General features: G+C 62.4%; 24 protein-coding genes. 22 read left to right on the forward strand and 2 right to left on the reverse strand.

Annotation, left to right across the window (positions count from 1 at the left end; translation table 11 throughout):
* The 14 genes from bamA to ispD all read left to right on the forward strand — a co-directional run.
* The coding region (gene bamA / locus APH28_RS13395; RefSeq protein ID WP_156340883.1) for an outer membrane protein assembly factor BamA at window positions 1-1,494 on the forward strand (1,494 nt) is incomplete at its 5' end.
* Window positions 1,495-1,538: 44 nt separating this feature from the next.
* Window positions 1,539-2,042, forward strand: a complete 504-nt coding sequence (locus APH28_RS13400) for an OmpH family outer membrane protein (RefSeq protein ID WP_012270843.1) — start codon at window positions 1,539-1,541, stop codon at window positions 2,040-2,042.
* 1 nt (window position 2,043) lies between these two features.
* Window positions 2,044-3,099, forward strand: a complete 1,056-nt coding sequence (gene lpxD / locus APH28_RS13405) for a UDP-3-O-(3-hydroxymyristoyl)glucosamine N-acyltransferase (RefSeq protein ID WP_060510051.1) — start codon at window positions 2,044-2,046, stop codon at window positions 3,097-3,099.
* 114 nt (window positions 3,100-3,213) lie between these two features.
* Window positions 3,214-3,654 (forward strand): 3-hydroxyacyl-ACP dehydratase FabZ, encoded by a 441-nt coding sequence (gene fabZ, locus APH28_RS13410; protein WP_008094893.1) that lies wholly within the window; start codon window positions 3,214-3,216, stop codon window positions 3,652-3,654.
* On the forward strand, window positions 3,651-4,427 hold the full coding sequence (gene lpxA / locus APH28_RS13415) for an acyl-ACP--UDP-N-acetylglucosamine O-acyltransferase (RefSeq protein ID WP_060510053.1): 777 nt from the start codon (window positions 3,651-3,653) through the stop codon (window positions 4,425-4,427). Before fabZ ends, lpxA begins: the two co-directional genes overlap by 4 nt.
* 1 nt (window position 4,428) lies before the next feature.
* Window positions 4,429-5,556 (forward strand): lipid-A-disaccharide synthase, encoded by a 1,128-nt coding sequence (gene lpxB, locus APH28_RS13420; protein ID WP_060510055.1) that lies wholly within the window; start codon window positions 4,429-4,431, stop codon window positions 5,554-5,556.
* Window position 5,557: 1 nt separating this feature from the next.
* Entirely contained in the window at window positions 5,558-6,181 is a 624-nt protein-coding gene (gene rnhB, locus APH28_RS13425) for a ribonuclease HII (protein WP_060510057.1), read from the forward strand.
* 89 nt (window positions 6,182-6,270) lie between these two features.
* Window positions 6,271-9,795 carry a DNA polymerase III subunit alpha gene (gene dnaE, locus APH28_RS13430; RefSeq protein WP_060510059.1) on the forward strand — a complete coding sequence of 1,175 codons (3,525 nt, stop codon included), beginning with the start codon at window positions 6,271-6,273 and terminating at the stop codon, window positions 9,793-9,795.
* 105 nt (window positions 9,796-9,900) lie between these two features.
* Window positions 9,901-10,848, forward strand: a complete 948-nt coding sequence (gene accA, locus APH28_RS13435) for an acetyl-CoA carboxylase carboxyl transferase subunit alpha (RefSeq protein WP_060510060.1) — start codon at window positions 9,901-9,903, stop codon at window positions 10,846-10,848.
* A 55-nt stretch (window positions 10,849-10,903) separates the two neighbouring features.
* On the forward strand, window positions 10,904-12,184 hold the full coding sequence (gene tilS, locus APH28_RS13440; protein ID WP_060510062.1) for a tRNA lysidine(34) synthetase TilS: 1,281 nt from the start codon (window positions 10,904-10,906) through the stop codon (window positions 12,182-12,184).
* A gap of 269 nt (window positions 12,185-12,453) precedes the next feature.
* Window positions 12,454-14,082, forward strand: coding sequence for a CTP synthase (locus tag APH28_RS13445; RefSeq protein ID WP_060510064.1), 1,629 nt, complete (start codon window positions 12,454-12,456; stop codon window positions 14,080-14,082).
* Window positions 14,083-14,282: 200 nt separating this feature from the next.
* Window positions 14,283-15,572 (forward strand): phosphopyruvate hydratase, encoded by a 1,290-nt coding sequence (gene eno / locus APH28_RS13450; protein WP_060510066.1) that lies wholly within the window; start codon window positions 14,283-14,285, stop codon window positions 15,570-15,572.
* 153 nt (window positions 15,573-15,725) lie between these two features.
* Complete coding sequence (ftsB, locus tag APH28_RS13455; protein ID WP_060510068.1) at window positions 15,726-16,007, forward strand: cell division protein FtsB; 282 nt, start codon at window positions 15,726-15,728, stop codon at window positions 16,005-16,007.
* Window positions 16,004-16,711, forward strand: coding sequence for a 2-C-methyl-D-erythritol 4-phosphate cytidylyltransferase (gene ispD / locus APH28_RS13460; RefSeq protein ID WP_060510070.1), 708 nt, complete (start codon window positions 16,004-16,006; stop codon window positions 16,709-16,711). Before ftsB ends, ispD begins: the two co-directional genes overlap by 4 nt.
* Before the next feature lie 110 nt (window positions 16,712-16,821).
* On the opposite strand, the gene APH28_RS13465 is transcribed toward ispD, so the two are convergent.
* Complete coding sequence (locus tag APH28_RS13465) at window positions 16,822-17,718, reverse strand: LysR substrate-binding domain-containing protein (RefSeq protein ID WP_060510072.1); 897 nt, start codon at window positions 17,716-17,718, stop codon at window positions 16,822-16,824.
* A gap of 108 nt (window positions 17,719-17,826) precedes the next feature.
* On the opposite strand from APH28_RS13465, the gene APH28_RS13470 reads away from it, so the two are divergent.
* From APH28_RS13470 to rpoS, 8 genes are all read left to right on the forward strand, one after another.
* Window positions 17,827-18,939 (forward strand): S-(hydroxymethyl)glutathione dehydrogenase/class III alcohol dehydrogenase, encoded by a 1,113-nt coding sequence (locus APH28_RS13470; protein WP_060510074.1) that lies wholly within the window; start codon window positions 17,827-17,829, stop codon window positions 18,937-18,939.
* Between the two features lie 8 nt (window positions 18,940-18,947).
* Window positions 18,948-19,802, forward strand: a complete 855-nt coding sequence (gene fghA / locus APH28_RS13475) for an S-formylglutathione hydrolase (protein ID WP_060510076.1) — start codon at window positions 18,948-18,950, stop codon at window positions 19,800-19,802.
* A 76-nt stretch (window positions 19,803-19,878) separates the two neighbouring features.
* Entirely contained in the window at window positions 19,879-20,352 is a 474-nt protein-coding gene (gene ispF, locus APH28_RS13480) for a 2-C-methyl-D-erythritol 2,4-cyclodiphosphate synthase (RefSeq protein WP_027920015.1), read from the forward strand.
* Entirely contained in the window at window positions 20,349-21,407 is a 1,059-nt protein-coding gene (gene truD, locus APH28_RS13485) for a tRNA pseudouridine(13) synthase TruD (protein WP_060510078.1), read from the forward strand. The genes ispF and truD overlap by 4 nt, the downstream gene beginning before the upstream one ends.
* A complete protein-coding gene (gene surE, locus APH28_RS13490; protein WP_060510080.1) occupies window positions 21,395-22,144 on the forward strand; it encodes a 5'/3'-nucleotidase SurE in 750 nt (249 codons plus the stop codon). The genes truD and surE overlap by 13 nt, the downstream gene beginning before the upstream one ends.
* A 41-nt stretch (window positions 22,145-22,185) precedes the next feature.
* Window positions 22,186-22,824, forward strand: a complete 639-nt coding sequence (locus APH28_RS13495) for a protein-L-isoaspartate(D-aspartate) O-methyltransferase (RefSeq protein WP_177326721.1) — start codon at window positions 22,186-22,188, stop codon at window positions 22,822-22,824.
* A gap of 160 nt (window positions 22,825-22,984) precedes the next feature.
* Window positions 22,985-23,839 carry a peptidoglycan DD-metalloendopeptidase family protein gene (locus APH28_RS13500; protein WP_060510292.1) on the forward strand — a complete coding sequence of 285 codons (855 nt, stop codon included), beginning with the start codon at window positions 22,985-22,987 and terminating at the stop codon, window positions 23,837-23,839.
* Window positions 23,840-23,948: 109 nt separating this feature from the next.
* Window positions 23,949-24,956 (forward strand): RNA polymerase sigma factor RpoS, encoded by a 1,008-nt coding sequence (gene rpoS, locus APH28_RS13505; protein ID WP_060510082.1) that lies wholly within the window; start codon window positions 23,949-23,951, stop codon window positions 24,954-24,956.
* Between the two features lie 512 nt (window positions 24,957-25,468).
* Here the strand turns inward: rpoS and fdxA are convergent.
* The gene (gene fdxA, locus APH28_RS13510) at window positions 25,469-25,792 is read right to left on the reverse strand and encodes a ferredoxin FdxA (protein WP_060510084.1); all 324 of its coding nucleotides are present in this window, start codon (window positions 25,790-25,792) and stop codon (window positions 25,469-25,471) included.
* Window positions 25,793-25,868: the final 76 nt, after the last annotated feature.

Raw genomic sequence — 25,868 nt, forward strand, 5'->3', positions numbered from 1 at the left:
TTGCTGCTGGTGCAGCCGGGCCAGGTGTTCTCGCGCAAGGTGATGACCACCACCTCCGAGCTGATCACCCGTCGTCTGGGCAACGAAGGCTACACCTTCGCCAACGTCAACGGCGTACCACAGCCGAACGACCAGGATCACACCGTCGACATCATGTTCGTGGTCGACCCGGGCAAGCGTGCCTACGTCAACCGCATCAACTACCGCGGCAACACCAAGACCGAAGACGAAGTGCTGCGCCGCGAAATGCGCCAGATGGAAGGTGGCTGGGCTTCGACCTACCTGATCGACCAGTCCAAGACCCGCCTGGAGCGCCTGGGCTTCTTCAAGGAAGTCAACGTCGAGACCCCGGCGGTGCCCGGCACCGACGACCAGGTCGACGTCAACTACAGCGTCGAAGAGCAGGCTTCCGGCTCGATCACCGCCAGCGTCGGTTTTGCCCAGAGCGCCGGCCTGATTCTCGGCGGTTCGATCAGCCAGAGCAACTTCCTCGGTACCGGCAACAAGGTATCCATCGGCCTGACCCGTTCGGAATACCAGACCCGTTACAACTTCGGCTTTGTGGATCCCTACTTCACTGCCGACGGCGTGAGCCTGGGCTACAACGCCTTCTACCGCAGCACCGACTACAGCGACCTTGACGTCGACGTGGCCAGCTATGCGGTGGACAGCCTGGGTGCCGGTGTAAGCCTCGGCTACCCGATCAGCGAAACCTCGCGCCTGACCTACGGCCTGAGCGTTCAGCAGGACAAGATCAAGACCGGTAAGTACACCGTTGACGAGATCTTCGACTTCCTCAAACAGGAAGGCGACAGCTTTACCAACTTCAAGGCCTCGATCGGCTGGTCCGAATCGACCCTGAACAAAGGTGTGCTGGCGACCCGTGGTCACTCCCAGAGCCTGACGCTCGAGAGCACCATTCCGGGCAGCGACCTGTCGTTCTACAAGCTCGACTACCGCGGCCAGCTGTTCAAGCCGATTACCAACGACTACACCCTGCGCCTGCACACCGAACTGGGCTATGGTGATGGTTTCGGTAGCACGTCGGGTCTGCCGTTCTATGAGAACTATTACGCGGGTGGCTTCAACTCCGTGCGTGGTTTCAAAGACAGCAGCCTGGGCCCGCGCAGTACGCCAAGCAAGGGTACCAACCCAGGCACCATCGCCGACCCGGATCAGGATCCGCTGCCGTTCGGTGGCAACGTGCTGGTACAAGGTGGCGTCGAACTGCTGTTCCCACTGCCGTTCGTCAAGGACCAGCGCTCGCTGCGCACCTCGGTCTTCTGGGACGTGGGTAACGTGTTCGACACCAATTGCGGCAGCAAGCCGGATTGCGAGAAGGTCGGTTTCTCGGGCATGGCCAGTTCGGTCGGCCTGGGCGTCACCTGGATCACGGCCCTGGGCCCGTTGAGCTTCAGCCTGGCAATGCCGGTGAAGAAGCCGAGCGATGCCGATACCCAGGTGTTCCAATTCTCTCTGGGCCAGACCTTCTAAGGTCGGCCCCTGCTTAACGACAACGGTTTTTCCAGGAGTGCATCGTGCGTAAATTGGCTCAACTGGCCGTAGTGGCCGCGGCGCTGGTCGCCACCCCGGCTTTCGCCGAAATGAAGGTCGCCGTGCTGAACTATCAAATGGCCCTGCTCGAATCCGATGCCGCCAAGAAGTACGCGGTCGATGCCGAGAAGAAGTTCGGCCCGCAACTGACCAAGCTGAAAAGCCTGGAAAGCAGCGCCAAGGGCATCCAGGACCGTCTGATCAAGGGCGGCGACAAGATGCAGCAGCAGGAGCGTGAGCGTCTGGAACTCGAATTCAAGCAGAAAGCCCGCGACTTCCAGTTCCAGTCCAAGGAATTGAACGAAGCCAAGGCCGTTGCCGACCGCGACATGCTCAAGCAGCTGAAGCCGAAGCTGGATGGCGCTGTCGAGGAAGTGATCAAGAAGGGCGGTTTCGACCTGGTTCTCGAACGCGGCGCGGTCATCGATGTCAAGCCTCAATACGACATCACCCGCCAAGTCATCGAGCGCATGAACCAAGCGCGTTGATATGACCGTGACCATGACGCTCGGCCAGCTGGCCGAGGCCCTCGGGGCCACACTCAAAGGCCCTGAGGCGCTGCAGATTACCGGGCTGGCTACCTTGCAGGAAGCCGGGCCCGGTCAATTGAGCTTCCTTGCCAACCCGCAATACCGCAAATACCTGGACAACTGCCAGGCTGCCGCGGTGCTGCTCAAGGCTGCGGACGCCGAAGGCTTTGCCGGCAATGCCCTGATCGTGCCCGACCCGTACCTGGCTTATGCGCGCATTTCCCACCTGTTCGACCCTAAACCCAAGGCTGTAGCGGGTATACATCCCAGCGCCGTGGTGGCGGAGGATGCCCAGGTGGATGCCAGCGCCAGTGTCGGGCCGTTCGCGGTCATCGAAAGCGGTGCGCGCATCGGCGCCAACGTCAGTATCGGTGCACATTGCTTCATCGGTGCCCGTTGCGTGGTGGGTGAAGGGGGCTGGTTGGCACCGCGGGTCACGTTGTATCACGACGTCACCATCGGCAAGCGTGTGGTCATCCAGTCGGGCGCCGTGATCGGTGGCGAGGGCTTCGGCTTCGCCAACGAGAAAGGCATCTGGCGCAAGATCGCCCAGATCGGCGGCGTCACTGTCGGTGATGACGTGGAAATCGGCGTCAACACTGCCGTCGACCGTGGCGCGCTGTCCGACACCCGGATCGGCGACGGGGTCAAGCTCGACAACCAGATCCAGATCGCTCACAACGTGCAGATTGGTGATCACACGGCCATGGCCGCCTGCGTCGGGATCTCCGGCAGTGCCCGCATCGGCAAGCATTGCATGCTGGCGGGGGGCGTAGGGCTGGTGGGGCATATCGATATCTGCGATAACGTATTCGTCTCCGGGATGACCATGGTGACCCGCTCGATCACCGAACCCGGCTCCTATTCGTCCGGCACGGCCATGCAGCCCCTGGCAGACTGGCGCAAGAGCGCGGCGCGTATTCGCCAGCTCGATGACATGGCCAAGCGTCTCCAACAGCTGGAAAAACGTGTCGATACCGTGACCTCAGGTGGCCAGCCGGCATCAGAAGGCTGATACCATTTCCTGAGCAAGAGTGAACAGTCGCTAGCTGGCTCCTCTTTGGACTGCAAAAGGAGCGTGTGGTCAGCACCTGCGCTCCCTATTCTTATTACAGGCTTCCCCCCCGAAATGATGGACATCAACGAGATTCGCGAATACCTGCCTCACCGCTACCCGTTCCTGCTGGTAGATCGCGTGACGGATCTGGACTTCGAGGCCCAGAGCATTCGTGCCTACAAGAATGTCAGCATCAACGAGCCGTTCTTCAATGGCCACTTCCCGGCGCACCCGATCATGCCGGGCGTCCTGATCATCGAAGCCATGGCCCAGGCGGCCGGCATCCTCGGTTTCAAGATGCTCGATGCCAAGCCGGCTGATGGCACCCTGTATTACTTCGTTGGTTCCGACAAGCTGCGTTTCCGTCAACCGGTTCTGCCGGGCGACCAGCTGGTACTGGAAGCCAAGTTCCTCAGCCGCAAGAGCATGATCTGGAAGTTCGAGTGCCGTGCCCTGGTCGACGGCAAGCCGGTATGCTCGGCGCAGATCACCTGTGCGGAACGCTCCCTATGAGTTCGATTGATCCGCGGGCGATCATCGACCCTTCGGCCAAGCTGGCCGAAGGTGTCGAGGTTGGCCCGTGGTCGATCGTCGGTCCCGATGTCGAAATCGGCGAGGGCACCGTCATTGGCCCGCACGTTGTGCTCAAAGGGCCGACCCGGATTGGCAAGCACAACCGCATCTACCAGTTTTCCTCGATTGGCGAAGACACCCCTGACCTCAAGTACAAGGGTGAGCCGACGCGTCTGGTGATCGGTGATCACAACGTGATCCGCGAAGGTGTGACCATTCACCGTGGTACGGTCCAGGACCGTGCAGAAACGACATTGGGTGATCACAACCTGATCATGGCCTATGCCCACATCGGCCACGACAGCGTCATCGGCAACCACTGCATCCTGGTCAACAACACCGCGCTGGCCGGGCATGTGCACGTGGGGGACTGGGCGATCCTGTCCGGTTTCACCCTGGTGCATCAGTACTGCCACATCGGCGCCCATGCGTTCTCCGGCATGGGCACGGCGATCGGCAAGGACGTGCCAGCGTTCGTCACGGTGTTCGGCAGCCCTGCCGAAGCCCGCAGCATGAACTTCGAAGGCATGCGCCGGCGTGGTTTCAGCGACGAGGTCATCCATGCCCTGCGCCGTTCCTACAAGATCGTCTACCGACAGGGCCTGACGGTGGAAGAAGCGATCAAGGAACTGGAAGAGCTGGCCGCCAAGCACGAGCAGGTCGAGCTGTTCCGCCAGTCGATCGTGAACTCCGCCCGCGGCATTACCCGCTGATATGGCGCAGCTTTGCGTAGCCCTGGTCGCAGGTGAGGCCAGCGGCGATATTCTCGGTTCTGGTCTGATGCGAGCCCTCAAGGCGCGCCATCCCGATGTGCGGTTCATTGGTGTGGGCGGTCCGTTGATGGAAGCCGAAGGCCTGCAGTCGTACTTTCCCATGGAGCGTCTCGCCGTCATGGGGCTGGTCGAGGTGCTGGGGCGCCTGCGTGAGCTGCTCAAGCGGCGCAAGGCACTGATCCAGACCCTGATCGGTGAGAAGCCCGATGTATTCATTGGCATCGACGCACCCGATTTCACCCTCAATATCGAACTGAAGCTGCGTCAGGCCGGGATAAAGACCGTCCATTACGTTAGTCCTTCGGTTTGGGCGTGGCGGCAGAAGCGCGTACTGAAGATCCGCGAAGGCTGCGACCTGATGCTGACGCTGCTGCCGTTCGAAGCCCGATTCTACGAAGAGCAAGGCGTACCGGTGCGGTTCGTCGGCCACCCGCTGGCCGATACCATTCCGTTAACGGCAGACCGTCAGGCAGCGCGCAGCGAACTGGGCCTGGCTGATGGCCCGGTGGTCGCGTTGATGCCGGGCAGCCGTGGTGGTGAGGTTGGGCGCCTGGGGGTACTGTTCCTCGATGCGGCCCAGCGCCTGCGCGACCTGGTCCCAGACGTGCGTTTCGTGTTGCCATGCGCCAACGCGGCGCGCCGCACCCAGGTTGAACAGATGCTCGAAGGCCGTGACCTGCCGTTGACCTTGCTTGACGGTCAGTCGCACAGGGCGCTGGCCGCCTGTGATGCAGTGCTGATCGCGTCCGGCACCGCCACGCTGGAGGCGCTGCTGTACAAGCGCCCGATGGTCGTGGCCTATCGCCTGGCACCATTGACCTACTGGATTCTCAAGCGCCTGGTAAAAAGCCCCTACGTGTCGCTGCCCAACCTGCTGGCCCAACGCGAGCTGGTGCCTGAGCTGTTGCAGGATGCCGCGACCAGCGAGGCGCTGGCACAGACCTTGGCGCCGCTGGTCACCGACGGTGCACGGCAGACCGAACGCTTCGACGAGATTCACCGTACCCTGCGCCGCGACGCCTCCAACCAGGCGGCCGACGCAGTACTGGCCTTGCTCAAGGACCGCTGACATGCAGATTGGACTGGACTTCAACCTGGTCGAAGACCTGGTCGCTGGCGTCGACGAAGTTGGCCGCGGCCCGCTGTGCGGTGCAGTGGTCACGGCGGCGGTGATCCTCGATCCGGCTCGGCCGATTCTTGGCCTTAACGATTCGAAGAAACTCACCGAAGCCAGGCGCGAAGCGCTGTTCGACGAGATCTGCGAAAAAGCCTTGAGCTTCTGCATCGCCCGCGCCGAAGTCGAGGAAATCGACCGGCTGAACATCCTGCAGGCCACCATGCTGGCCATGCAGCGAGCGGTGGAAGGGTTGCACGTGACGCCGAAGCTGGCTTTGATCGACGGCAACCGTTGCCCGAAACTCGCAGTGCCGGCCGCTCCGGTGGTCAAGGGCGATAGCCAGGTGCCGGCGATTGCCGCGGCATCGATCCTGGCCAAGGTCACCCGCGATCGGGAGATGAGCGCGTTCGAGTTGATCTATCCGGGCTACGGCATCGGCGGGCACAAGGGCTACCCTACGCCTGTGCACCTCGAGGCCTTGGCGCGCCTCGGGCCTACGGCTATTCATCGGCGCTCGTTCGGCCCGGTGCGGGCTGCCTGGGAAGCCCGTGAAGGCATCACCGCCGCGTTGATCTGATGAACTGGGGCCGCTATGCGGCCCCAACTGTTTTAAGCAATTACGCTACAATCCCGCCCTTGTCGTTCAGCACTGCTACAGGACTTTCCATGTCGGTTCCCTTCGTTCACCTGCGCGTCCACTCCGAATTCTCGCTGGTAGACGGCCTGGTGCGGATCAAGCCGCTGGCCAAGGCGCTGGCGGGGATGAACATGCCAGCGGTGGCGATCACCGACCAGAGCAACATGTGCTCGCTGGTCAAGTTCTACAAGACCGCCATGGGTGCCGGCATCAAGCCGATCTGCGGTGCCGACCTGTGGTTGGCCGGTGACGACCCGGAAGCACCGCTGTCGCGCATTTGCTTCCTGGCCATGGACCCCAAGGGCTACCGTAACCTCACCGAGCTGATTTCGCGCGGCTGGACCGACGGCCAGCGCAACGGCTTGGTGATCCTTCAGCGTGAGTGGATCGCCCCCGCCAGCGAAGGGCTGATTGCCCTGTCCGCCGGCAAGGAAGGCGATATCGGCATGGCCCTGATGAGCGGCCGCCAGGATGAAGCCGAAGCATTGCTGCGCGACTGGATGGGCATGTTCCCCGATCGCTTCTACGTCGAAGTGCAGCGTACCAATCGCGCCGGCGACGAGCAGTACGTGCACGCCGCCGTGGCCCTGGCCGATCAGCTCGGCGCGCCGCTGGTCGCGACCAACGACGTACGTTTCATCAAGCAGTCCGACTTCGATGCCCACGAAACCCGCGTGTGCATCGGCGAGGGCTGGACCCTCGACGATCCGCGCCGCCCGCGTGGCTACAGCGACCAGCAGTACCTGAAATCGGCCGAGGAAATGGCCGAGCTGTTCAGCGACTTGCCCGATGCCATCGCCAACACCGTCGAGATCGCCAAGCGTTGCAACATTCAGGTGCAGCTGGGCAAGTACTTCCTGCCCGACTTCCCGACGCCCAACGGCATGGGCATCGACGACTACTTGCGCCATGTTTCCCATGAAGGCCTGGAGGAGCGCCTGGCGGTGCTCTGGCCAAAGGAAACCACGCCCAACTATGAAGAGAAGCGCCAGGTCTACCTGGACCGCCTGAAGTTCGAACTGGACATCATCATCCAGATGGGCTTCCCCGGTTACTTCCTGATCGTTATGGACTTCATCAAGTGGGCCAAGAACAATGACGTGCCGGTTGGCCCGGGCCGGGGGTCGGGTGCCGGCTCGCTGGTAGCCTACGTACTGAAGATCACCGACCTCGATCCGCTGGCCTACGACCTGCTGTTCGAGCGTTTCCTCAACCCTGAACGTGTTTCCATGCCCGACTTCGACGTCGACTTCTGCATGGACGGCCGTGACCGGGTGATCGATTACGTGGCCGAAGCCTATGGCCGCAACGCGGTGAGCCAGATCATCACCTTCGGCACCATGGCCGCCAAGGCGGTGGTGCGCGACGTGGCGCGGGTGCAGGGCAAGTCCTACGGCCTGGCCGACCGACTGTCGAAGATGATTCCGTTCGAAGTGGGCATGACCCTGGAGAAGGCCTACGAACAGGAAGAGATCCTGCGCGACTTCCTCAAGGGCGATGAAGACGCCCGCGAGATCTGGGACATGGCGCTCAAGCTCGAGGGTGTCACCCGGGGTACCGGCAAGCACGCCGGTGGTGTGGTAATTGCCCCGACCAAACTCACCGACTTCTCGCCGATCGCCTGTGACGAAGAGGGCGGCGGCCTGGTGACCCAGTTCGACAAGGATGACGTCGAGGCTGCCGGCCTGGTGAAGTTCGACTTCCTCGGCCTGCGTACCCTGACCATCATCAAGTGGGCGATGGAGATCATCAACCGCGAGCAGGCCAAGAAGAACCTGCCCGACCTCAATATCGACTTCATCCCGCTGGACGACCGCAAGACCTACGAGCTGCTGCAGAAAGCCGAAACCACAGCGGTGTTCCAGCTCGAATCCCGCGGCATGAAGGAGCTGATCAAGAAGCTCAAGCCCGACTGCCTGGAAGACCTCATCGCACTGGTGGCACTGTTCCGCCCGGGCCCGCTGCAGTCGGGCATGGTGGACGACTTCATCAACCGCAAGCACGGCCGCGCCGAGCTGGCTTACCCGCACTCCGACTATCAGTACGAAGGCCTCAAGCCGGTACTGGCGCCGACCTACGGCATCATCCTGTATCAGGAACAGGTGATGCAGATCGCCCAGGTGATGGCGGGTTACACCCTCGGTGGCGCCGACATGCTGCGTCGAGCCATGGGCAAGAAAAAGCCCGAGGAGATGGCCAAGCAGCGCGGCGGCTTCATCGAAGGCTGCGTCGCCAACAACATCGATGCGGATCTGGCCGGTAACATTTTCGACCTGGTAGAGAAGTTCGCCGGCTACGGCTTCAACAAATCCCACTCTGCCGCCTATGGCCTGGTGTCGTACCAGACTGCCTGGCTGAAGACCCACCACCCGGCGCCGTTCATGGCAGCGGTACTCTCGGCGGACATGCACAACACCGACAAGGTGGTGGTGCTGGTCGAGGAAGTGCGCAGCATGAAACTGCGCCTCGATGCGCCGGACGTGAACTTCTCCGACTTCAAGTTCACCGTCAACAACGACGGCCGCATCGTCTACGGCCTGGGTGCGATCAAGGGCGTTGGCGAAGGCCCGGTGGAGGCCATTGTCGAGGCTCGTGCCCAGGGTGGCCCATTCAAGGACCTGTTCGATTTCTGCGAGCGCATCGACCTCAAGCGCGTCAACAAGCGTACCCTCGATGCGTTGGTCCGTAGCGGTGCACTGGACCGCCTTGGCCCGCACTTCCATGACGAGATCAAGGCCTACCACGCCAACATCGACCTCAACCGTGCCACCTTGCTCTCGGCCCTGGGCGAAGCCATCAAGGCCGCCGAGCAGGCGGCGCATACTGCGGACAGTGGTCACGTCGACCTGTTCGGCAGCATGTTCGACGCGGCAGATGTAGACGTCTACGCCAACCACCGCAAGGTGCGTGAACTGACGCTCAAGGAGCGCCTGAAGGGCGAGAAGGACACCTTGGGCCTTTACCTTACCGGCCACCCGATCGACGAATACGAGACCGAGATCCGCCGTTTCGCCCGTCAGCGCATCATCGACCTCAAGCCATCGCGCGAAACCCAGACCATCGCGGGAATGATCATTGCCATGCGGGTGATGAAGAACAAGAAGGGTGACAAGATGGGCTTCGTCACCCTGGATGACCGCTCCGGGCGCATCGAGGCCTCGCTGTTTGCCGATGCCTACATCGCCGCCCAGTCCTTGCTGCAGAACGATGCCATGGTGGTGGTTGAAGGCGAGGTCAGCAACGACGACTTCTCCGGCGGCCTGCGCCTGCGAGTGAAGCAGGTGATGACCATGGAGGACGCGCGCACCAAGCTGGCCGAGAGCCTGCGCCTGAAGGTGGCACACGAGGCGCTCAAGGGCGACCGCCTGAAGTGGCTGGGCGAGTTGATCACCCGCCACCGCGGTGCCTGCCCGATCACGCTGGAGTACACCGGCAGCGATGCCAAGGCCATGCTGCAGTTCGGCGAGCAGTGGTCGATCGACCCGGCCGATGGCCTGATTCAGGCTCTGCGTGACCAGTTCGGGCGTGAGAACGTCTTCCTGCAATATCGTTGAATCGACGAAATTTAATCTCGACCTATATGCGCCTGATCCCTTAAGGTAGGGCGCCAATCGGATCAACCGGCCGGCCGCCTGGCCGTAGACCCAAGACGGATGACTATGAACCCGAATTTTCTCGATTTCGAACAGCCGATTGCCGACCTGCAAGCCAAGATCGAAGGCCTGCGCCTGGTAGGCAACGACAACTCGCTGAACATCAGCGATGAAATTGCCCGTCTGCAAGACAAGAGCAACACCCTGACCGAAAGCATTTTCGGCAACCTGACCAGCTGGCAGATCGCTCGCCTGGCGCGTCACCCACGTCGTCCATACACCCTGGACTACCTGCAGCACATCTTCACCGAATTCGAAGAACTGCACGGCGACCGCCACTTCTCCGATGACGCTGCCATCGTGGGGGGGACCGCGCGCCTGGACGGCAAGCCAGTGATGGTCATCGGCCACCAGAAGGGCCGCGAAGTGCGCGAGAAGGTGCGCCGCAACTTCGGCATGCCACGCCCTGAAGGCTACCGCAAGGCTTGCCGCCTGATGGAAATGGCCGAGCGCTTCAAGATGCCGATCCTGACCTTCATCGACACACCGGGTGCTTACCCCGGCATCGACGCCGAAGAGCGCAACCAGAGCGAGGCGATCGCCTGGAACCTGCGCGTCATGGCGCGCCTGAAGACCCCCATCATCGCCACCGTGATCGGTGAGGGTGGTTCCGGCGGTGCACTGGCCATCGGCGTGTGCGACCAGCTGAACATGCTGCAGTACTCCACCTACTCGGTGATCTCGCCGGAAGGTTGCGCCTCGATTCTGTGGAAGACGGCCGACAAGGCTGCCGACGCTGCTGAAGCCATGGGCATCACCGCCGAGCGCCTGAAAAGCCTGAACATCGTCGACAAGGTCATCCAGGAGCCGCTGGGCGGCGCCCACCGTGACCCGGCCAAGATGTCCGAAAGCATCCGCGCCGACCTGGTGCAGCAGCTGGACATGCTCGGCAAGCTCGACAACGACGCGCTGCTGGCCCGCCGTTACGACCGCCTGATGAGCTACGGCCTCTGATAGAACGCCGGGGCCGCAGTGCGGCCCCGGCAATCTCAAGCCAAGTGAGGCCTGGATGATCAACCTCACCCCTTGGCTCAATGCCCCCACCTGGTACCTCGCCTTCTCCGGCGGCCTCGACTCTACCGTCCTCCTGCACCTGCTGGCCAACCACGCCCGCAATCACCAGGCACCTCCGCTGCGCGCTCTGCATGTCCATCACGGCCTGCAACCTGCCGCCGACGCCTGGCCCGCCCACTGCCAAACCATCTGCGACAAGCTCGGCATCGACCTTCAGGTCATTCACGTTCAGGTCACCCCTGGCGCGAGCCTCGAACAGGCCGCCCGCGACGCGCGTTATGCCGCTTTGGCGAAAGTGCTCGGCCCCGGCGACATCCTGTTCACCGCCCAGCACCGCGACGACCAGGCTGAAACCTTGCTCTTGCGCCTGCTGCGAGGTGCCGGCCTGCGTGGTCTGACGGCGATGCCCGGGCAGCGCCCGCTGGGGCCGGGCAGTCTGGTCCGGCCGTTGCTGGGCACCTCGCGCAAGCAGTTGCACGACTACGCCCGGGCGAATGAGCTGGTGTGGATCGAAGACCCGACGAACGTTGAGACTGCCTTCGACCGCAATTACCTGCGTGCAGAGGTGTTTCCGCCTTTGCAGCAGCGTTGGCCGCAGGCCAGCCAGAACATTGCCCGCTGTGCGGAGCACTTGGGGGAGGCGCTGGGCCTGCTCGACGAACTGGCGCAGGGTGACCTGGCCGAGGCCGGGGAGGGCGCTGCGCCAGGCTGGGCGGCCTTGCCGTCGCTCGATCTGGCGGTGCTCATCCGCTTGTCGCCGGCACGGCAACGCAATGCTCTGCAGTATTGGCTTCGCCAGCGAACCCGCTTGCCCGATACCCGTCATTGGGCCGGCTGGGCTGACCTGCGCGACGCTGCGGCAGGTGCACAGCCGGTCTGGCGGCTAGCCGACGGTCGGTTGCTGCGCAGCCATGGCCGTATCTGGTGGTTGAGTGGTGACTGGCTGCAACAACCCACAGGCGAATACGCCTGGGCCGACCCTGGGGCGACCCTGGCATTGCCGGGCAATGGCAGCGTGCGTCTTGATGCCGCGCCGCTGGGCGAGCTGCGCATCGCCTATCGCCAAGGCGGCGAGGTGCTGGACATCCCCGGCCGTGGCCGACGCGACCTCAAGCGCCTGCTCAACGAGCTGCACGTCCCGCACTTCGTGCGTCCGCGCCTGCCGCTCCTGTATTGCGGCGAGCGCCTGCTGGCGGTGGCCAATCTGCCTGCGCTGGCGCAGGCCGATTGCCAGCTTCACTGGCAGCTGCCGACGAACGCGCAAGGTTTGAGCTGAAGGGTACATTCCGGTAGACTACCCTCCCTTCTTGATACAACTTCTGTGGCTTCCTCGGAAACACAGCAGTTGCCGATTACCAAGCAGTTTTTTGCTGGGCTGATTCTGAAAATGACGAGCGAGCTCCATGCCGGGGATACCCCTGGTCTGTACAGACGCGGCAGTTTTTCGAGATGCACTGTGATTGACGCAGGTGATCGGGGGCTTCGGCCTTCCTTCGCTTTCTCCGGCGGCGCTGGCCGCCTTAACGCAGACTTCTAGGGTTTTTCATGACGCGCTACATATTCGTCACGGGCGGTGTTGTTTCTTCATTGGGGAAAGGCATTGCCTCGGCATCCCTGGCGGCCATCCTGGAAGCGCGGGGCCTGAAGGTCACCATGCTCAAGCTGGATCCGTACATCAACGTCGATCCGGGCACCATGAGCCCGTTCCAGCATGGTGAAGTGTTCGTCACCCACGATGGCGCCGAGACCGACCTCGACCTGGGCCACTACGAGCGGTTCATCCGCACGACCATGACCCAGAACAACAACTTCACCACCGGCCGTATCTACGAGCACGTGCTGCGTAAAGAGCGCCGTGGTGACTACCTGGGCGCCACCATCCAGGTCATCCCGCACATCACCGACGAAATCAAGCGTCGCATCATCAAGGGCGCCGGCGATGCCGACGTGGCCCTGGTGGAAATCGGCGGTACCGTGGGTGATATCGAGTCGCAGCCGTTCCTCGAGGCGATCCGCCAGCTGCGCGTCGAAGTGGGCTCCAAGCGCGCCATGCTGATGCACCTGACCCTGGTCCCGTACATCGCCACCGCTGGCGAGACCAAGACCAAGCCGACCCAGCACTCGGTCAAGGAGCTGCGCTCCATCGGCCTGCAGCCGGACGTGCTGATCTGCCGTTCCGACCACCCGGTCGACGCCTCGTCGCGCCGCAAGATCGCGCTGTTCACCAACGTTGAAGAACGTGCGGTGATTTCGCTGGAAGACGTTGACACCATCTACAAGATCCCAGGTGTTCTGCACGCCCAGGGCCTGGACGACTTCGTCGTCGAGCGCTTCGGCCTGCAGTGCAACAGCGCCGACCTGTCCGAGTGGGACAAGGTGGTCGATGCCAAGCTCAACCCTGAGCAGGAAGTGACCATCGCCATGGTCGGCAAGTACATGGAGCTGCTGGATGCCTACAAGTCGCTGATCGAAGCGATGAGCCACGCCGGTATCACCAACCGCACCAAGGTCAACCTGCGTTACATCGATTCCGAAGACATCGAGAACCAGGGCACCGGCCTGCTCGAAGGCGCCGACGCAATCCTGGTCCCGGGCGGTTTCGGCCTGCGTGGCGTGGAAGGCAAGATCACCGCGGTGCAGTACGCCCGTGAGAACAAGGTCCCGTACCTGGGCATCTGCCTGGGCATGCAGGTGGCCGTGATCGAGTTCGCCCGTAACGTGATGGGCTGGAAAGACGCCAACTCCACCGAGTTCGACCGTAACAGCGGCCATCCGGTGGTCGGCCTGATCACCGAGTGGGCCGATGCCACCGGTGCCGTCGAAACCCGTACCGAAGCCTCCGACCTGGGCGGTACCATGCGCCTCGGCGCACAGGACTGCCAGCTGGCTGCCGGTTCCAAGGTGCACGACTGCTACGGCAAGGACATCATCACCGAGCGTCACCGTCACCGCTACGAGGTCAACAACAACCTGCTGCCTCAGCTGGTCGAGGGTGGCCTGGTGGTTTCCGGCCGCTCCGAAGACGGTGCGCTGGTCGAAGTGGTCGAGGCCAAGGACCACCCATGGTTCGTTGCCTGCCAGTTCCACCCGGAGTTCACCTCCACCCCGCGTGACGGTCACCCGCTGTTCAGCGGCTTCGTCAAGGCGGCGCTGGCCCAGAAGAACAAAGCCTGATTTTTTCAGGTCTTTGGTGAGTTTTCCGACGGTTAAAGCCGCGCGAGGCTCATTTCTCGGGTAAAGTACGCCCCGATCTACCCCTGACCGTTCGGTCAGGGGTCGCTTCTGCCAGGCCTGCCTGCTGCGTCCCCGCCTGGTACAAGGCAAGAATTCCCTAAAGTTGCGTTGTTTTCGTCAATTCTGGAGTGCTTACAACAATGGCAAAAATCGTCGACATCAAAGGTCGTGAAGTTCTCGATTCGCGTGGCAACCCCACCGTGGAAGCCGATGTACTGCTCGACAACGGCATCATCGGCAGCGCTTGCGCGCCGTCCGGTGCTTCCACCGGCTCGCGCGAAGCGCTGGAGCTGCGTGATGGCGACAAGAGCCGTTACCTGGGCAAAGGCGTGCTGAAGGCTGTCGCCAACATCAATGGCCCGATCCGTGACCTGCTGCTGGGCAAGGATCCTTCCGACCAGAAGGCTCTGGACCGCGCCATGATCGAACTGGACGGTACCGAGAACAAGGCCAAGCTGGGCGCCAACGCCATCCTCGCCGTGTCCCTGGCTGCCGCCAAGGCTGCTGCACAGGATCAGGACCTGCCACTGTACGCGCACATCGCCAACCTGAACGGCACCCCGGGCCAGTACTCGATGCCGGTTCCGATGATGAACATCATCAACGGTGGCGAGCACGCCGACAACAACGTCGACATCCAAGAGTTCATGGTTCAGCCGGTTGGCGCCAAGACCTTCTCCGATGGCCTGCGCATGGGTACCGAAATCTTCCACCACCTCAAAGCCGTGCTGAAGGCCCGTGGCCTGAACACTGCCGTAGGTGACGAAGGTGGTTTCGCCCCTAACCTGGCTTCCAACGAAGACGCGCTGGCAGCTATCGCCGAAGCGGTCGAGAAAGCCGGCTATAAGCTGGGCACCGACGTGACCCTGGCCCTGGACTGCGCGGCTTCCGAATTCTACGAAGACGGCAAGTACAACCTGTCCGGTGAAGGCAAGTCGTTCGACGCCGAAGGCTTCGCCGAGTACCTGAAAGGCCTGACCGAGCGCTTCCCGATCATCTCGATCGAAGACGGTCTGGACGAGTCCGACTGGGCTGGCTGGAAGATCCTGACCGACAAGATCGGTAAAAAGGTACAGCTGGTCGGTGACGACCTGTTCGTGACCAACACCAAGATCCTCAAGGAAGGCATCGAGAAGGGTATCGGTAACTCGATCCTGATCAAGTTCAACCAGATCGGCTCGCTGACCGAAACCCTGGAAGCCATCCAGATGGCCAAGGCTGCCGGCTACACCGCGGTGATCTCGCACCGTTCCGGTGAAACCGAAGACTCGACCATCGCCGACCTGGCCGTGGGTACTGCTGCTGGCCAGATCAAGACTGGCTCGCTGTGCCGCTCCGATCGCGTCTCGAAGTACAACCAGCTGCTGCGCATCGAAGAGCAACTGGGCGCCAAAGCGGTTTACCGCGGTCGTGCCGAGTTTCGCGGTTAAGCAAGAGATGGTAAAAAGACAGCTGCCGAGGCCGTAGGAAGTTTCGTACCGAAATTTCCGACGCTTCATGCGGGTTTCTGTCAACGAAGCCTGGCCTCGGCCAGGCTTCGTGCTATATGACGCCCGTGTGCGATCTTTAACCTGGATACCTTGATGCGCAGTCCCTATTGGTTGTTCCTTGTCCTGCTCCTGCTGCTCGGTGGCCTGCAATACCGCCTTTGGGTGGGTAACGGCAGCCTGGCGCAAGTGGCCGAGCTCAAGCAGCAGATCGACGATCAGCACGCCGAGAACGAACGGTTGCTGGAGCGTAACCGCGTGCTCGATGCCGAGGTGTTGGAGTTGAAGAAGGGTATGGAGACCGTCGAAGAACGGGCTCGTCATGAACTGGGAATGGTTAAAGAGGGCGAAACCCTCTTCCAGCTGCCGCAAAAATGATTGAACCACTACCGGCCTTCTGGGCCGTGATTCCTGCTGCGGGCGTCGGTGCCCGCATGGCTGCCGACCGCCCCAAGCAATACCTGGAGCTGGCCGGGCAGACCCTTCTCGAGCACAGCCTCGACTGTTTCCTTGGCCACCCCTCGCTCAAAGGTGTGGTGGTCAGCATTGCCGATGACGACCCTTACTGGCCTCGCCTGCGTTGCGCCAACGACCCGCGCATACAGTGTGCGCCGGGCGGTGACGAACGTGCCGACTCGGTGCTCAATGCCTTGCTGCTGTTGCATGCCCAAGGGGCGTCGGACAACGACTGGGTGCTGGTGCACGATGCGGCGCGGCCAAACCTGGCGCGCAGTGACCTGGACAAATTGCTGTTGGAGCTGGCCGATGATCCGGTAGGCGGGCTGCTGGCGGTGCCGGCGCGCGATACCCTCAAGCGCGCCGATGCCAATGGGCGGGTCGCTGCGACGGTGGACCGCAGCACCATCTGGCAGGCCTATACCCCGCAGATGTTCCGCCTGGGGACGCTGCATCGGGCTCTGGCCGAGAGCCTGGTTTCCGATGTAGCGGTGACTGATGAGGCGTCGGCCATTGAATGGTCGGGGCAGGCGCCACGGCTGATCGAAGGGCGCAGCGACAATATCAAGGTCACCCGGCCCGAAGACCTTGAATGGCTGCGCCAGCGCTGGGCCGGGCGGCGCTGATCGGCGTATTCCTACGCAGGCCTCTTCGCGGGGCAAGCCCGCTCCTACAGGAGATTGCGAAACCCTGTAGGAGCGGGCTGCCCCGCGAAAGAGCCGGCAAAGCCAGTACATCAGCCCTGCCGATACTCCGGCAACCCTGCCAACCCCTCCTTCAGATAATCCACCAGCCGGCGGACCTTCGGCGACAAGTGCCGCTGCTGCGGGTACAACGCCCATACCGCCGTATTAGGCGGCTGATGCCCCTCCAGCAGTGACACCAACGCCCCACTGTTCAGATGCTCGAGCACGTAATAATCCGGCAACTGGCACAACCCCATCCCCAGCAGCGCTGCATCCAGCACCGCCTGGCCACTGTTGCAGCGCCAGTTGCCCTGTACCCGTTGGCTGATCTCGCGGCCATCCTGCTGCAGTGCCCACAGGTCGGAGCTGCCAATCAGGCAATTGTGCCGGGCCAGTTCCGACAGACTGTGCGGCCGTCCATAACGCTCCAGGTAAGCCGGCGAGGCGCACAGGTACATGCGCCGCGGCGCAAGGCGCGTGGCCACCAGTCGGGAGTCGGCCAGGCGGCCCAGGCGTATCGCCAGGTCCATGCCTTCGTGCAGCAGGTCGAGGGTGCGGTTGCTCAGCTCAACCTCTACCCGCAATTGCGGATACAGCGTCATGAAGCGCGTCACCAGCGGCACGATGAAGCGCTCACCGTAGGCCACCGCGCAGGTCATGCGCAGCAGGCCTTTGGGTTCGCTGGCCAGGTCGCCCATGGCGCGCAGTGCCTCCTCGCGGCCGTCCTGCAGGCGCTGACAGTGCTGTAGGAAGGTCTGCCCGGCTTCACTCAGGGCCACCCGGCGGGTGCTGCGGTACAGCAACCGGGTCTGCAAGCGCTCTTCCAGGCGGGCGATCTGTCGGCTGATATGGGACGACGATACACCCAGGCGTTCGGCTGCAGCCGTGAACTGACCAGACTCGGCCACGGCGACGAATTCGTCGATGCCTTCCCAGCGGCTGCTCATGGATTATCCCTGTATGGCAATAATGTTTTGGCTTTGATCGGATTATTCCTTAAAAGCGCCTGCATTACACTGCTGGACTGAACCGAACCTCTGTCTGGAGACCCTGTGATGATCAAGTCCCGTGCTGCCGTTGCCTTCGAGGCCAAGAAACCGCTGGAAATCGTCGAAGTTGACGTGGCCATGCCCAAGGCCGGCGAAGTGCTGCTGCGCGTGGTCGCCAGCGGTGTCTGCCATACCGACGCCTACACGCTGTCCGGTGCCGACCCGGAAGGGATCTTCCCGTCGATCCTCGGCCATGAAGGCGGTGCGATCGTCGAAGCCATCGGCGAGGGTGTGACCTCGGTCGCGGTGGGCGACCACGTGATCCCGCTGTACACCCCCGAATGCGGCAAGTGCAAGTTCTGCCTCTCAGGCAAGACCAACCTGTGCCAGGCCATCCGCGCCACCCAGGGCAAGGGCCTGATGCCTGACGGCACCACCCGCTTCTCGTACAAAGGCCAGCCGCTGTTCCACTACATGGGCACCTCGACTTTCTCCGAGTACACCGTGCTGCCGGAAATCTCCGTGGCCAAGATCCAGAAGGAAGCACCGCTGGAGAAGGTCTGCCTGCTCGGCTGCGGCGTCACCACCGGTATTGGCGCGGTGCTCAACACCGCCAAGGTCAAGCCGGGTGACACCGTGGCCATCTTTGGCCTCGGCGGCATTGGCCTGTCGGCAGTGATCGGTGCGGTCAAGGCCAAGGCGTCGCGCATCATCGCCATCGACATCAACCCGGCCAAGTTCGAAATCGCCCGCCAGCTGGGTGCCACCGACTGCATCAACCCGAAAGACTACGACCGCCCGATCCAGGAAGTGATCGTCGACCTCACCGACGGCGGCGTGGACTTCTCCTTCGAGTGCATCGGTAACGTGCAGCTGATGCGCGCGGCCCTTGAGTGCTGCCACAAAGGCTGGGGCGAGTCGGTGATCATCGGTGTTGCCGGTGCCGGCCAGGAAATCGCCACCCGTCCATTCCAGTTGGTGACAGGTCGCGTCTGGCGTGGTTCGGCATTCGGGGGGGTGCGGGGCCGCAGCGAGCTGCCAAGCTACGTGGACATGGCCGAGAAGGGCGAGATCCCGCTGGATACCTTCATCACCCACACCATGGGCCTTGAAGACATCAACAAGGCCTTCGACCTGATGCACGAAGGCAAAAGCATCCGCAGCGTGATCCACTTCTGAGGTCAGCCATGAGCCTGGATAACATCTCCTGCCAGAAGAGCTTCGGCGGCTGGCACAAGCGTTACCGGCATCACTCCAAGGTGCTGGGCTGCGACATGGTGTTCGCCGTCTACCTGCCACCGCAGGCCGAGCAGGGTGAAAAGCTGCCGGTGCTGTACTGGCTCAGCGGCCTCACCTGCACCGACGAGAACTTCATGCAGAAGGCCGGCGCCCAGCGCCTGGCCGCCGAACTCGGGCTGATCATCGTCGCCCCCGACACCAGCCCGCGTGGCGAGCAGGTGCCTGGCGACCCCGACGGTGCCTGGGACTTCGGTCTCGGCGCCGGGTTCTACCTCAACGCCACCCAGCAGCCCTGGGCGCAGCACTACCGCATGCACGACTATGTGGTGCAGGAGCTGCCGGCACTGATCGAGGCGCACTTCCCGGCGTCCGACCAGCGCAGCATCAGCGGCCACTCCATGGGGGGACATGGCGCGTTGGTATGCGCCTTGCGCAACCCGGGACGCTACCGTTCGGTGTCGGCGTTCTCGCCGATCAGCAACCCGATGGATTGCCCATGGGGCGAGAAGGCCTTCAGCCGCTACCTGGGTGAAGACCGTGCGCGCTGGCGCGAGTGGGATGCCAGCGTGCTGCTGGCGGAAACGCCTGCTGGCGAGTGCCCGCCGCTGTTGGTGGACCAGGGCGACCGGGATGACTTCCTAGAGAAGCAGCTCAAGCCAGAAGCGCTGGAGCAGGCTGCGCGCAAAGGGGGGCATGAACTGACCCTGCGGCTGCAGCCTGGCTATGATCACAGCTACTACTTCATCGCCAGCTTCATCGACGAGCACCTGCGCCATCACGCGATGGCACTCGGACGGGTGTAACAGCCCGGTCCAAAAGCCGCCCAACCACCTGCAAAGCAGGTAGAATCACGCCCTGACTCAATCAGGGCGTTTTTCTATGCGTATTGGCCACGGCTACGATGTGCACCGTTTCTGCGACGGTGATTTCATTACCCTGGGTGGGGTGCGTATCCCCCACAAATACGGCCTCCTGGCCCATTCCGACGGTGACGTGCTGCTGCACGCCCTGAGCGATGCCTTGCTCGGCGCTGCCGCGCTGGGTGATATCGGCAAGCATTTCCCCGACACCGACCCGCAGTTCAAGGGCGCCGACAGCCGCGTGCTGCTGCGTCACGTGGTCGCTATCGTCAAGGCCAAAGGCTGGCAGGTCGGCAACGTCGACGCCACCATCGTCGCCCAGGCACCGAAAATGGCCCCGCATATCGAAACCATGCGCCAGCTGATTGCCGAAGACCTGCAAGTCGAACTCGATCAGGTCAACGTCAAGGCCACCACCACTGAAAAGCTCGGTTTCACCGGCCGCGAGGAGGGCATCGCCGTGCATGCGGTCGCCCTGCTGCTGCCAGCATGACCGAACTGGACCTGCTGGGCCCGCGCGCGTCGGGCGAATCGTTGGGCAGTGCCGTACTCAAGGCCGTGGCTGAGGACTTCCAGGTCGACGAGGTGCTGGACATCCCGCTGTCCGGCCAGGGCGAGCACTTGTGGCTGTGGGTCGAGAAACGTGACCTCAATACCGAAGAAGCCGCCCGTCGCCTGGCCCGCGCCGCCGGTGTGCCGGTGCGCGCCATCAGCTATGCCGGCCTCAAGGACCGCCAGGCCTTGACCCGGCAGTGGTTCAGCCTGCACCTGCCAGGCAAGGCCGACCCTGACCTGTCGCGTGCCGAAGACGATACCCTGCGCGTGCTCAAGCAGGTACGCCACCAGCGCAAGCTGCAGCGCGGCGCCCATTCGGCGAACGGCTTCACCCTGCGCCTGACCGCCCTGGCGGCTGACCGCCAGGCCCTTGATGCGCGCCTTGAGCTACTCAAGCAGCAGGGCGTGCCGAACTACTTCGGCAGCCAGCGTTTCGGACACGGCGGTGGCAACGTCCACGACGCCCAGGACTGGGCCGTGCGCAAGGCCCTGCCGGAACAGCGCAACGTGCGTTCGCGCCTGCTTTCGGCGGCGCGCAGCTACGTGTTCAACCAGGTGCTGGCGGCGCGTGTTGCCGATGGCAGCTGGCAGCGCGCCCAGGTAGGCGATCTGTTGGCGTTCACCGATAGCCGTAGTTTTTTTCCAGCTGGCGAGCAGGAATGTTCTGATCCTCGCTTGGGAATTCTAGATTTGCATCCAACCGGCCCGATGTGGGGTGAAGGCCCTTCGCCCACGGCTGACGCGACCTACGAGCTGGAAACGGCAATCGGTGAGCGGCATCTGGCACTCTGCCAATGGCTCGCGTATGCGGGCATGAGTCACGAACGGCGCATCCTGCGGCTCCCTATTGGCGGCCTGACGTGGCATTATCCCGAGCCTGATATCCTGCAACTGGAATTCGTCCTTCCGGCCGGATGCTTCGCCACCGTGGTGGTGCGCGAACTCGTCGATCTGGTGCCGGCAGGGCAGACGGACAGCCCATGCGTATTCTGATTTCGAATGACGACGGTGTTACGGCACCGGGCCTCGCCGCGCTACACGGTGCGCTGGCGGATTATGCCGAGTGCGTGGTAATCGCCCCGGATCAAGACAAGAGCGGCGCCGGCAGTTCGCTGACGCTGGACCGGCCGCTGCACCCGCAGACCCTGGCCAACGGCTTCATCAGCCTCAACGGCACGCCTACCGATTGCGTGCACCTGGGGCTCAACGGCCTGTTGCCGGAGCCTGTGGACCTGGTCGTCTCGGGCATCAACCTGGGGGCCAACCTGGGTGATGACGTGATCTATTCCGGCACGGTTGCGGCCGCACTGGAGGGCCGTTTCCTGGGCGGTACCTCGCTGGCGTTCTCGCTACTGTCGCGGCTGCCCGACAACCTGCCGACGGCCGCCCATATCGCCCGTCGCCTGGTGGAGGCGCTGCCGCGCCTGCAACTGCCGCCGCGAACCGTGCTCAACGTCAACATCCCCAATCTGCCGCTGGAGCATATCCGTGGCATCCAGCTTACCCGCCTCGGTCACCGGGCGCGGGCCGCAGCGCCGACCAAAGTGGTCAACCCGCGCGGCAAGGAAGGCTACTGGATCGCCGTGGCCGGCGATGCCGAGGATGGCGGGCCCGGCACCGATTTCCATGCGGTGATGCAAGGCTATGTGTCGATCACGCCATTGCAACTGGACCGCACGTTCAACGATGCCTTCGAACAGCTCGACGGCTGGCTGGAGGGCCTGCTCTGATGCGTGAACAGGACGATCTGCAGCGCCGTGGCGGTATCGGCATGACCTCGCAGCGCACCCGCGAGCGGCTGATCCAGCGCCTTTACGAGGAAGGCGTGTCGAACGCCAAGGTGCTCGATGTGATTCGTCGTACGCCGCGCCACCTGTTCGTCGACGAGGCGCTTGCGCACCGGGCATACGAAGACACGGCGTTGCCGATCGGGCACAACCAGACCATTTCCCAGCCGTTCATGGTGGCACACATGAGCGAGCTGCTGCTGGAGGCGGGGCCGCTGGACAAGGTACTGGAAATCGGCACCGGTTCCGGCTATCAGACCGCGATCCTGGCCCAGCTGGTCGAGCGGGTATTCTCGGTGGAGCGAATCAAGGTGCTGCAGGATCGGGCCAAGGAACGCTTGGTCGAGCTCAACCTGCGCAATGTGGTTTTCCGCTGGGGCGACGGCTGTGATGGCTGGCAGGCGTTGGCGCCCTACAATGGCATCATCGTCACAGCCGTGGCACCTGAAGTACCGCAGGCGTTGCTCGACCAGCTGGCGCCGGGAGGGCGGATGGTGATTCCGGTCGGCCCGGCTGGCGAAGTGCAACAGCTGATGCTGATCGTGCGCGAAGAGCACGGCTTCTCCCGTCGCGTACTGGGGGCTGTGCGTTTCGTGCCGCTGCTCAACGGTCCGCTGGCCTGAACCGTCAGGAATATTTGCAGCAGCAACGAATTCTTGCACCATGGCTCTGTCTATCTGGCGGGGCCTGGGCCCTGCCAATGCCGCTTGGCTTGGTTATAATTGCAACAATATTGCATTTCATATCGTCTTATCGATTTTCGGCACCATGAGGGGAGCGCGGGTGGGGCACACAGTCATTCGGCAGCGCAAGGATCGGTCGGTTTTCAAGCTTCTGGTGATTGCTCTGGCCATGGGCACCCTGCTGACAGGCTGCTCCAGCACAGGCTCCAGCGGTGCACGTGTGGTCGACCGCAACTCGGCTGCGCCCAAGCGCCCGGCAGTGACCTCGGGGCAGTACGTCGTCAAGCCTGGCGATACGCTGTTCTCCATCGCGTTCCGCTATGGCTGGGACTACAAGGAGCTGGCTGCGCGCAACGGTATTGCCGCCCCGTACACCATCCGCCCTGGCCAGGCGATCCGTTTCAACAGTGGTTCCACCAGCAGCACCGTGGTCTCCAGCCCGTCCTCGTCGAGCAAGACAACGGTCATTCGTCGCCCTGCCGGAACACCTGTCACTCCTGCGCAAAACGGCGGAAAGTCGACGCCAACAACGCCCGCCACGCCTGGCCCGGTGGTTACCACGGTGCCCGCCGCAGAGCGGGCGGTGGGTAACTGGGCGTGGCCCGCCAACGGCGTGCTGATTGGAAAATTCGCTTCAAACGGTAGTTTGAATAAAGGCATTGATATCGCCGGTGATTTGGGACAGCCTGTTTTTGCTGCGTCTGATGGTGCGGTGGTCTACGCCGGGAGTGGCTTGAGGGGCTACGGCGAACTGATCATCATCAAGCACAGCGACACCTACGTCAGTGCCTACGGTCACAACCGCAGGCTGTTGGTTCGGGAGGGGCAGCAGGTCAAGGCAGGGCAGTCGATTGCTGAAATGGGGTCTACGGGCACTGATCGGGTGAAGCTGCATTTCGAGATTCGCCGCCAGGGCAAACCCGTCGATCCGCTCCAGTTCCTGCCACGCCGTTGATCGTTGTACCCCGGCCTGTTCCTTGGATGTAGAGGGGACAGGCTCCTGCGTTGCCAGGGAGACAGGCGCCGCAAGAGTCTGAGTTCGAACTCAGCAAAGGACTATAACAATGGCTCTCAGTAAAGAAGCGCCGGAGTTTGACATCGACGATGACGTCCTCCTCATGGAGACGGGCATCGTTTTGGAAACGGATGTGGTGTCAGACGAACCTGCTGTACCTTCGGTTCGGACCAGAGCGAAGTCGGGCTCTTCGCTCAAGCAACACAAGTACATCGATTACAGCCGGGCGCTCGATGCCACCCAGCTGTATCTCAACGAGATCGGATTTTCGCCTCTGCTCTCGCCGGAAGAGGAAGTCCACTTTGCGCGCCTGTCGCAAAAGGGTGACCCTGCCGGTCGCAAGCGCATGATCGAAAGCAACCTGCGCTTGGTGGTGAAAATCGCTCGCCGTTACGTCAACCGTGGCCTGTCGCTGCTCGACTTGATCGAGGAGGGCAACCTGGGGTTGATCCGCGCAGTGGAGAAGTTCGATCCGGAGCGTGGTTTCCGCTTCTCGACCTACGCGACCTGGTGGATCCGCCAGACCATCGAGCGGGCGATCATGAACCAGACCCGCACTATTCGTCTGCCAATCCACGTGGTCAAGGAACTCAACGTCTACCTGCGTGCCGCGCGGGAACTGACCCAGAAGCTCGACCACGAACCGTCGCCTGAAGAAATCGCCACCCTGCTGGAAAAACCGGTCGCCGAGGTCAAGCGCATGCTGGGCCTGAACGAACGTGTTTCTTCGGTGGACGTGTCGCTCGGCCCGGACTCGGACAAGACTCTGCTTGACACCCTGACCGACGATCGCCCGACCGATCCTTGCGAACTGCTGCAGGATGACGACTTGTCGCTGAGCATCGATCAGTGGCTGGGTGAGCTGACCGACAAGCAGCGGGAGGTAGTGGTTCGCCGCTTTGGCCTGCGTGGGCATGAAAGCAGCACCTTGGAAGATGTTGGCCTGGAGATCGGCCTGACCCGCGAACGCGTGCGGCAGATCCAGGTGGAGGGGCTCAAGCGCCTGCGCGAGATCCTCGAGAAGAACGGGCTTTCCAGCGAGTCGCTGTTCCAGTAAGCCTGGCTTTACCGTATGCAAACGCCCCGATGACCTCGGGGCGTTTTTGTTTCCGGAATGCAGACGGTTCCGGCCTCGTCGCCAATAAAATTCTGGAGCCGAGGAATGTGTACGGCGCTACCCCTGATGCATAGCGTGTAAGCCTTTGCTTACTCTTTCTGTAAGCCATCTGTGTAACTACCAGTAAATCAAAGTCGTTTTCAGGTATGGTTTTTTCGCAACTATCTGAAAAATAAGTATTTTTTAGCTGTGTGGAAATATGTCCCCAGTAACATGCTGAGAGATCTCGCAGTTGCCTGGCTCAGGGAACTCGCTAGTATTCGAACTGTGCACACGGACATGCACAGGCTTTCAGGGAGAAGGCCAAGGACATCGCAAGATGCGATTTCATCAGGATGATGTTTGGGACAAGCAGGGACTACGGAAAAAATGTGGGCGGGTCAAACCGCCCCTTTTTTTTGCCCGTAGAAAATGAAAAAGGCCCGTTGCGGGCCTTTTTCGTGTCTGGGCGCTTAGCGCTCCAGGTCGGCGATCTTGCCGGGCTTGCCGTCCCACTCTTCAGCGTCGGGCAGGGCGTCCTTACGCTCGGTGATGTTCGGCCAGACTTCCGCCAGCTCGGCGTTGAGCTCGATGAAGTTTTCCATGCCAGCGGGAATCTCGTCTTCCGAGAAGATCGCCTGGGCCGGGCACTCTGGCTCGCACAGTGCACAGTCGATGCACTCGTCCGGGTGAATCACCAGGAAGTTCGGGCCTTCGTAGAAGCAGTCCACCGGACAGACTTCCACGCAGTCGGTGTATTTGCATTTGATGCAGTTGTCGGTGACGACGAAGGTCATTTCTAGTTCTCTCCTCAGGCAACGGCGGCGGCCCTTCCTCTCAGGGCCGCGCGGCTTACGGGCATGTGGCTGCAGG

Origin of the sequence: Pseudomonas sp. NBRC 111124, from assembly GCF_001320245.1 — a bacterium.
Lineage (GTDB): Bacteria > Pseudomonadota > Gammaproteobacteria > Pseudomonadales > Pseudomonadaceae > Aquipseudomonas.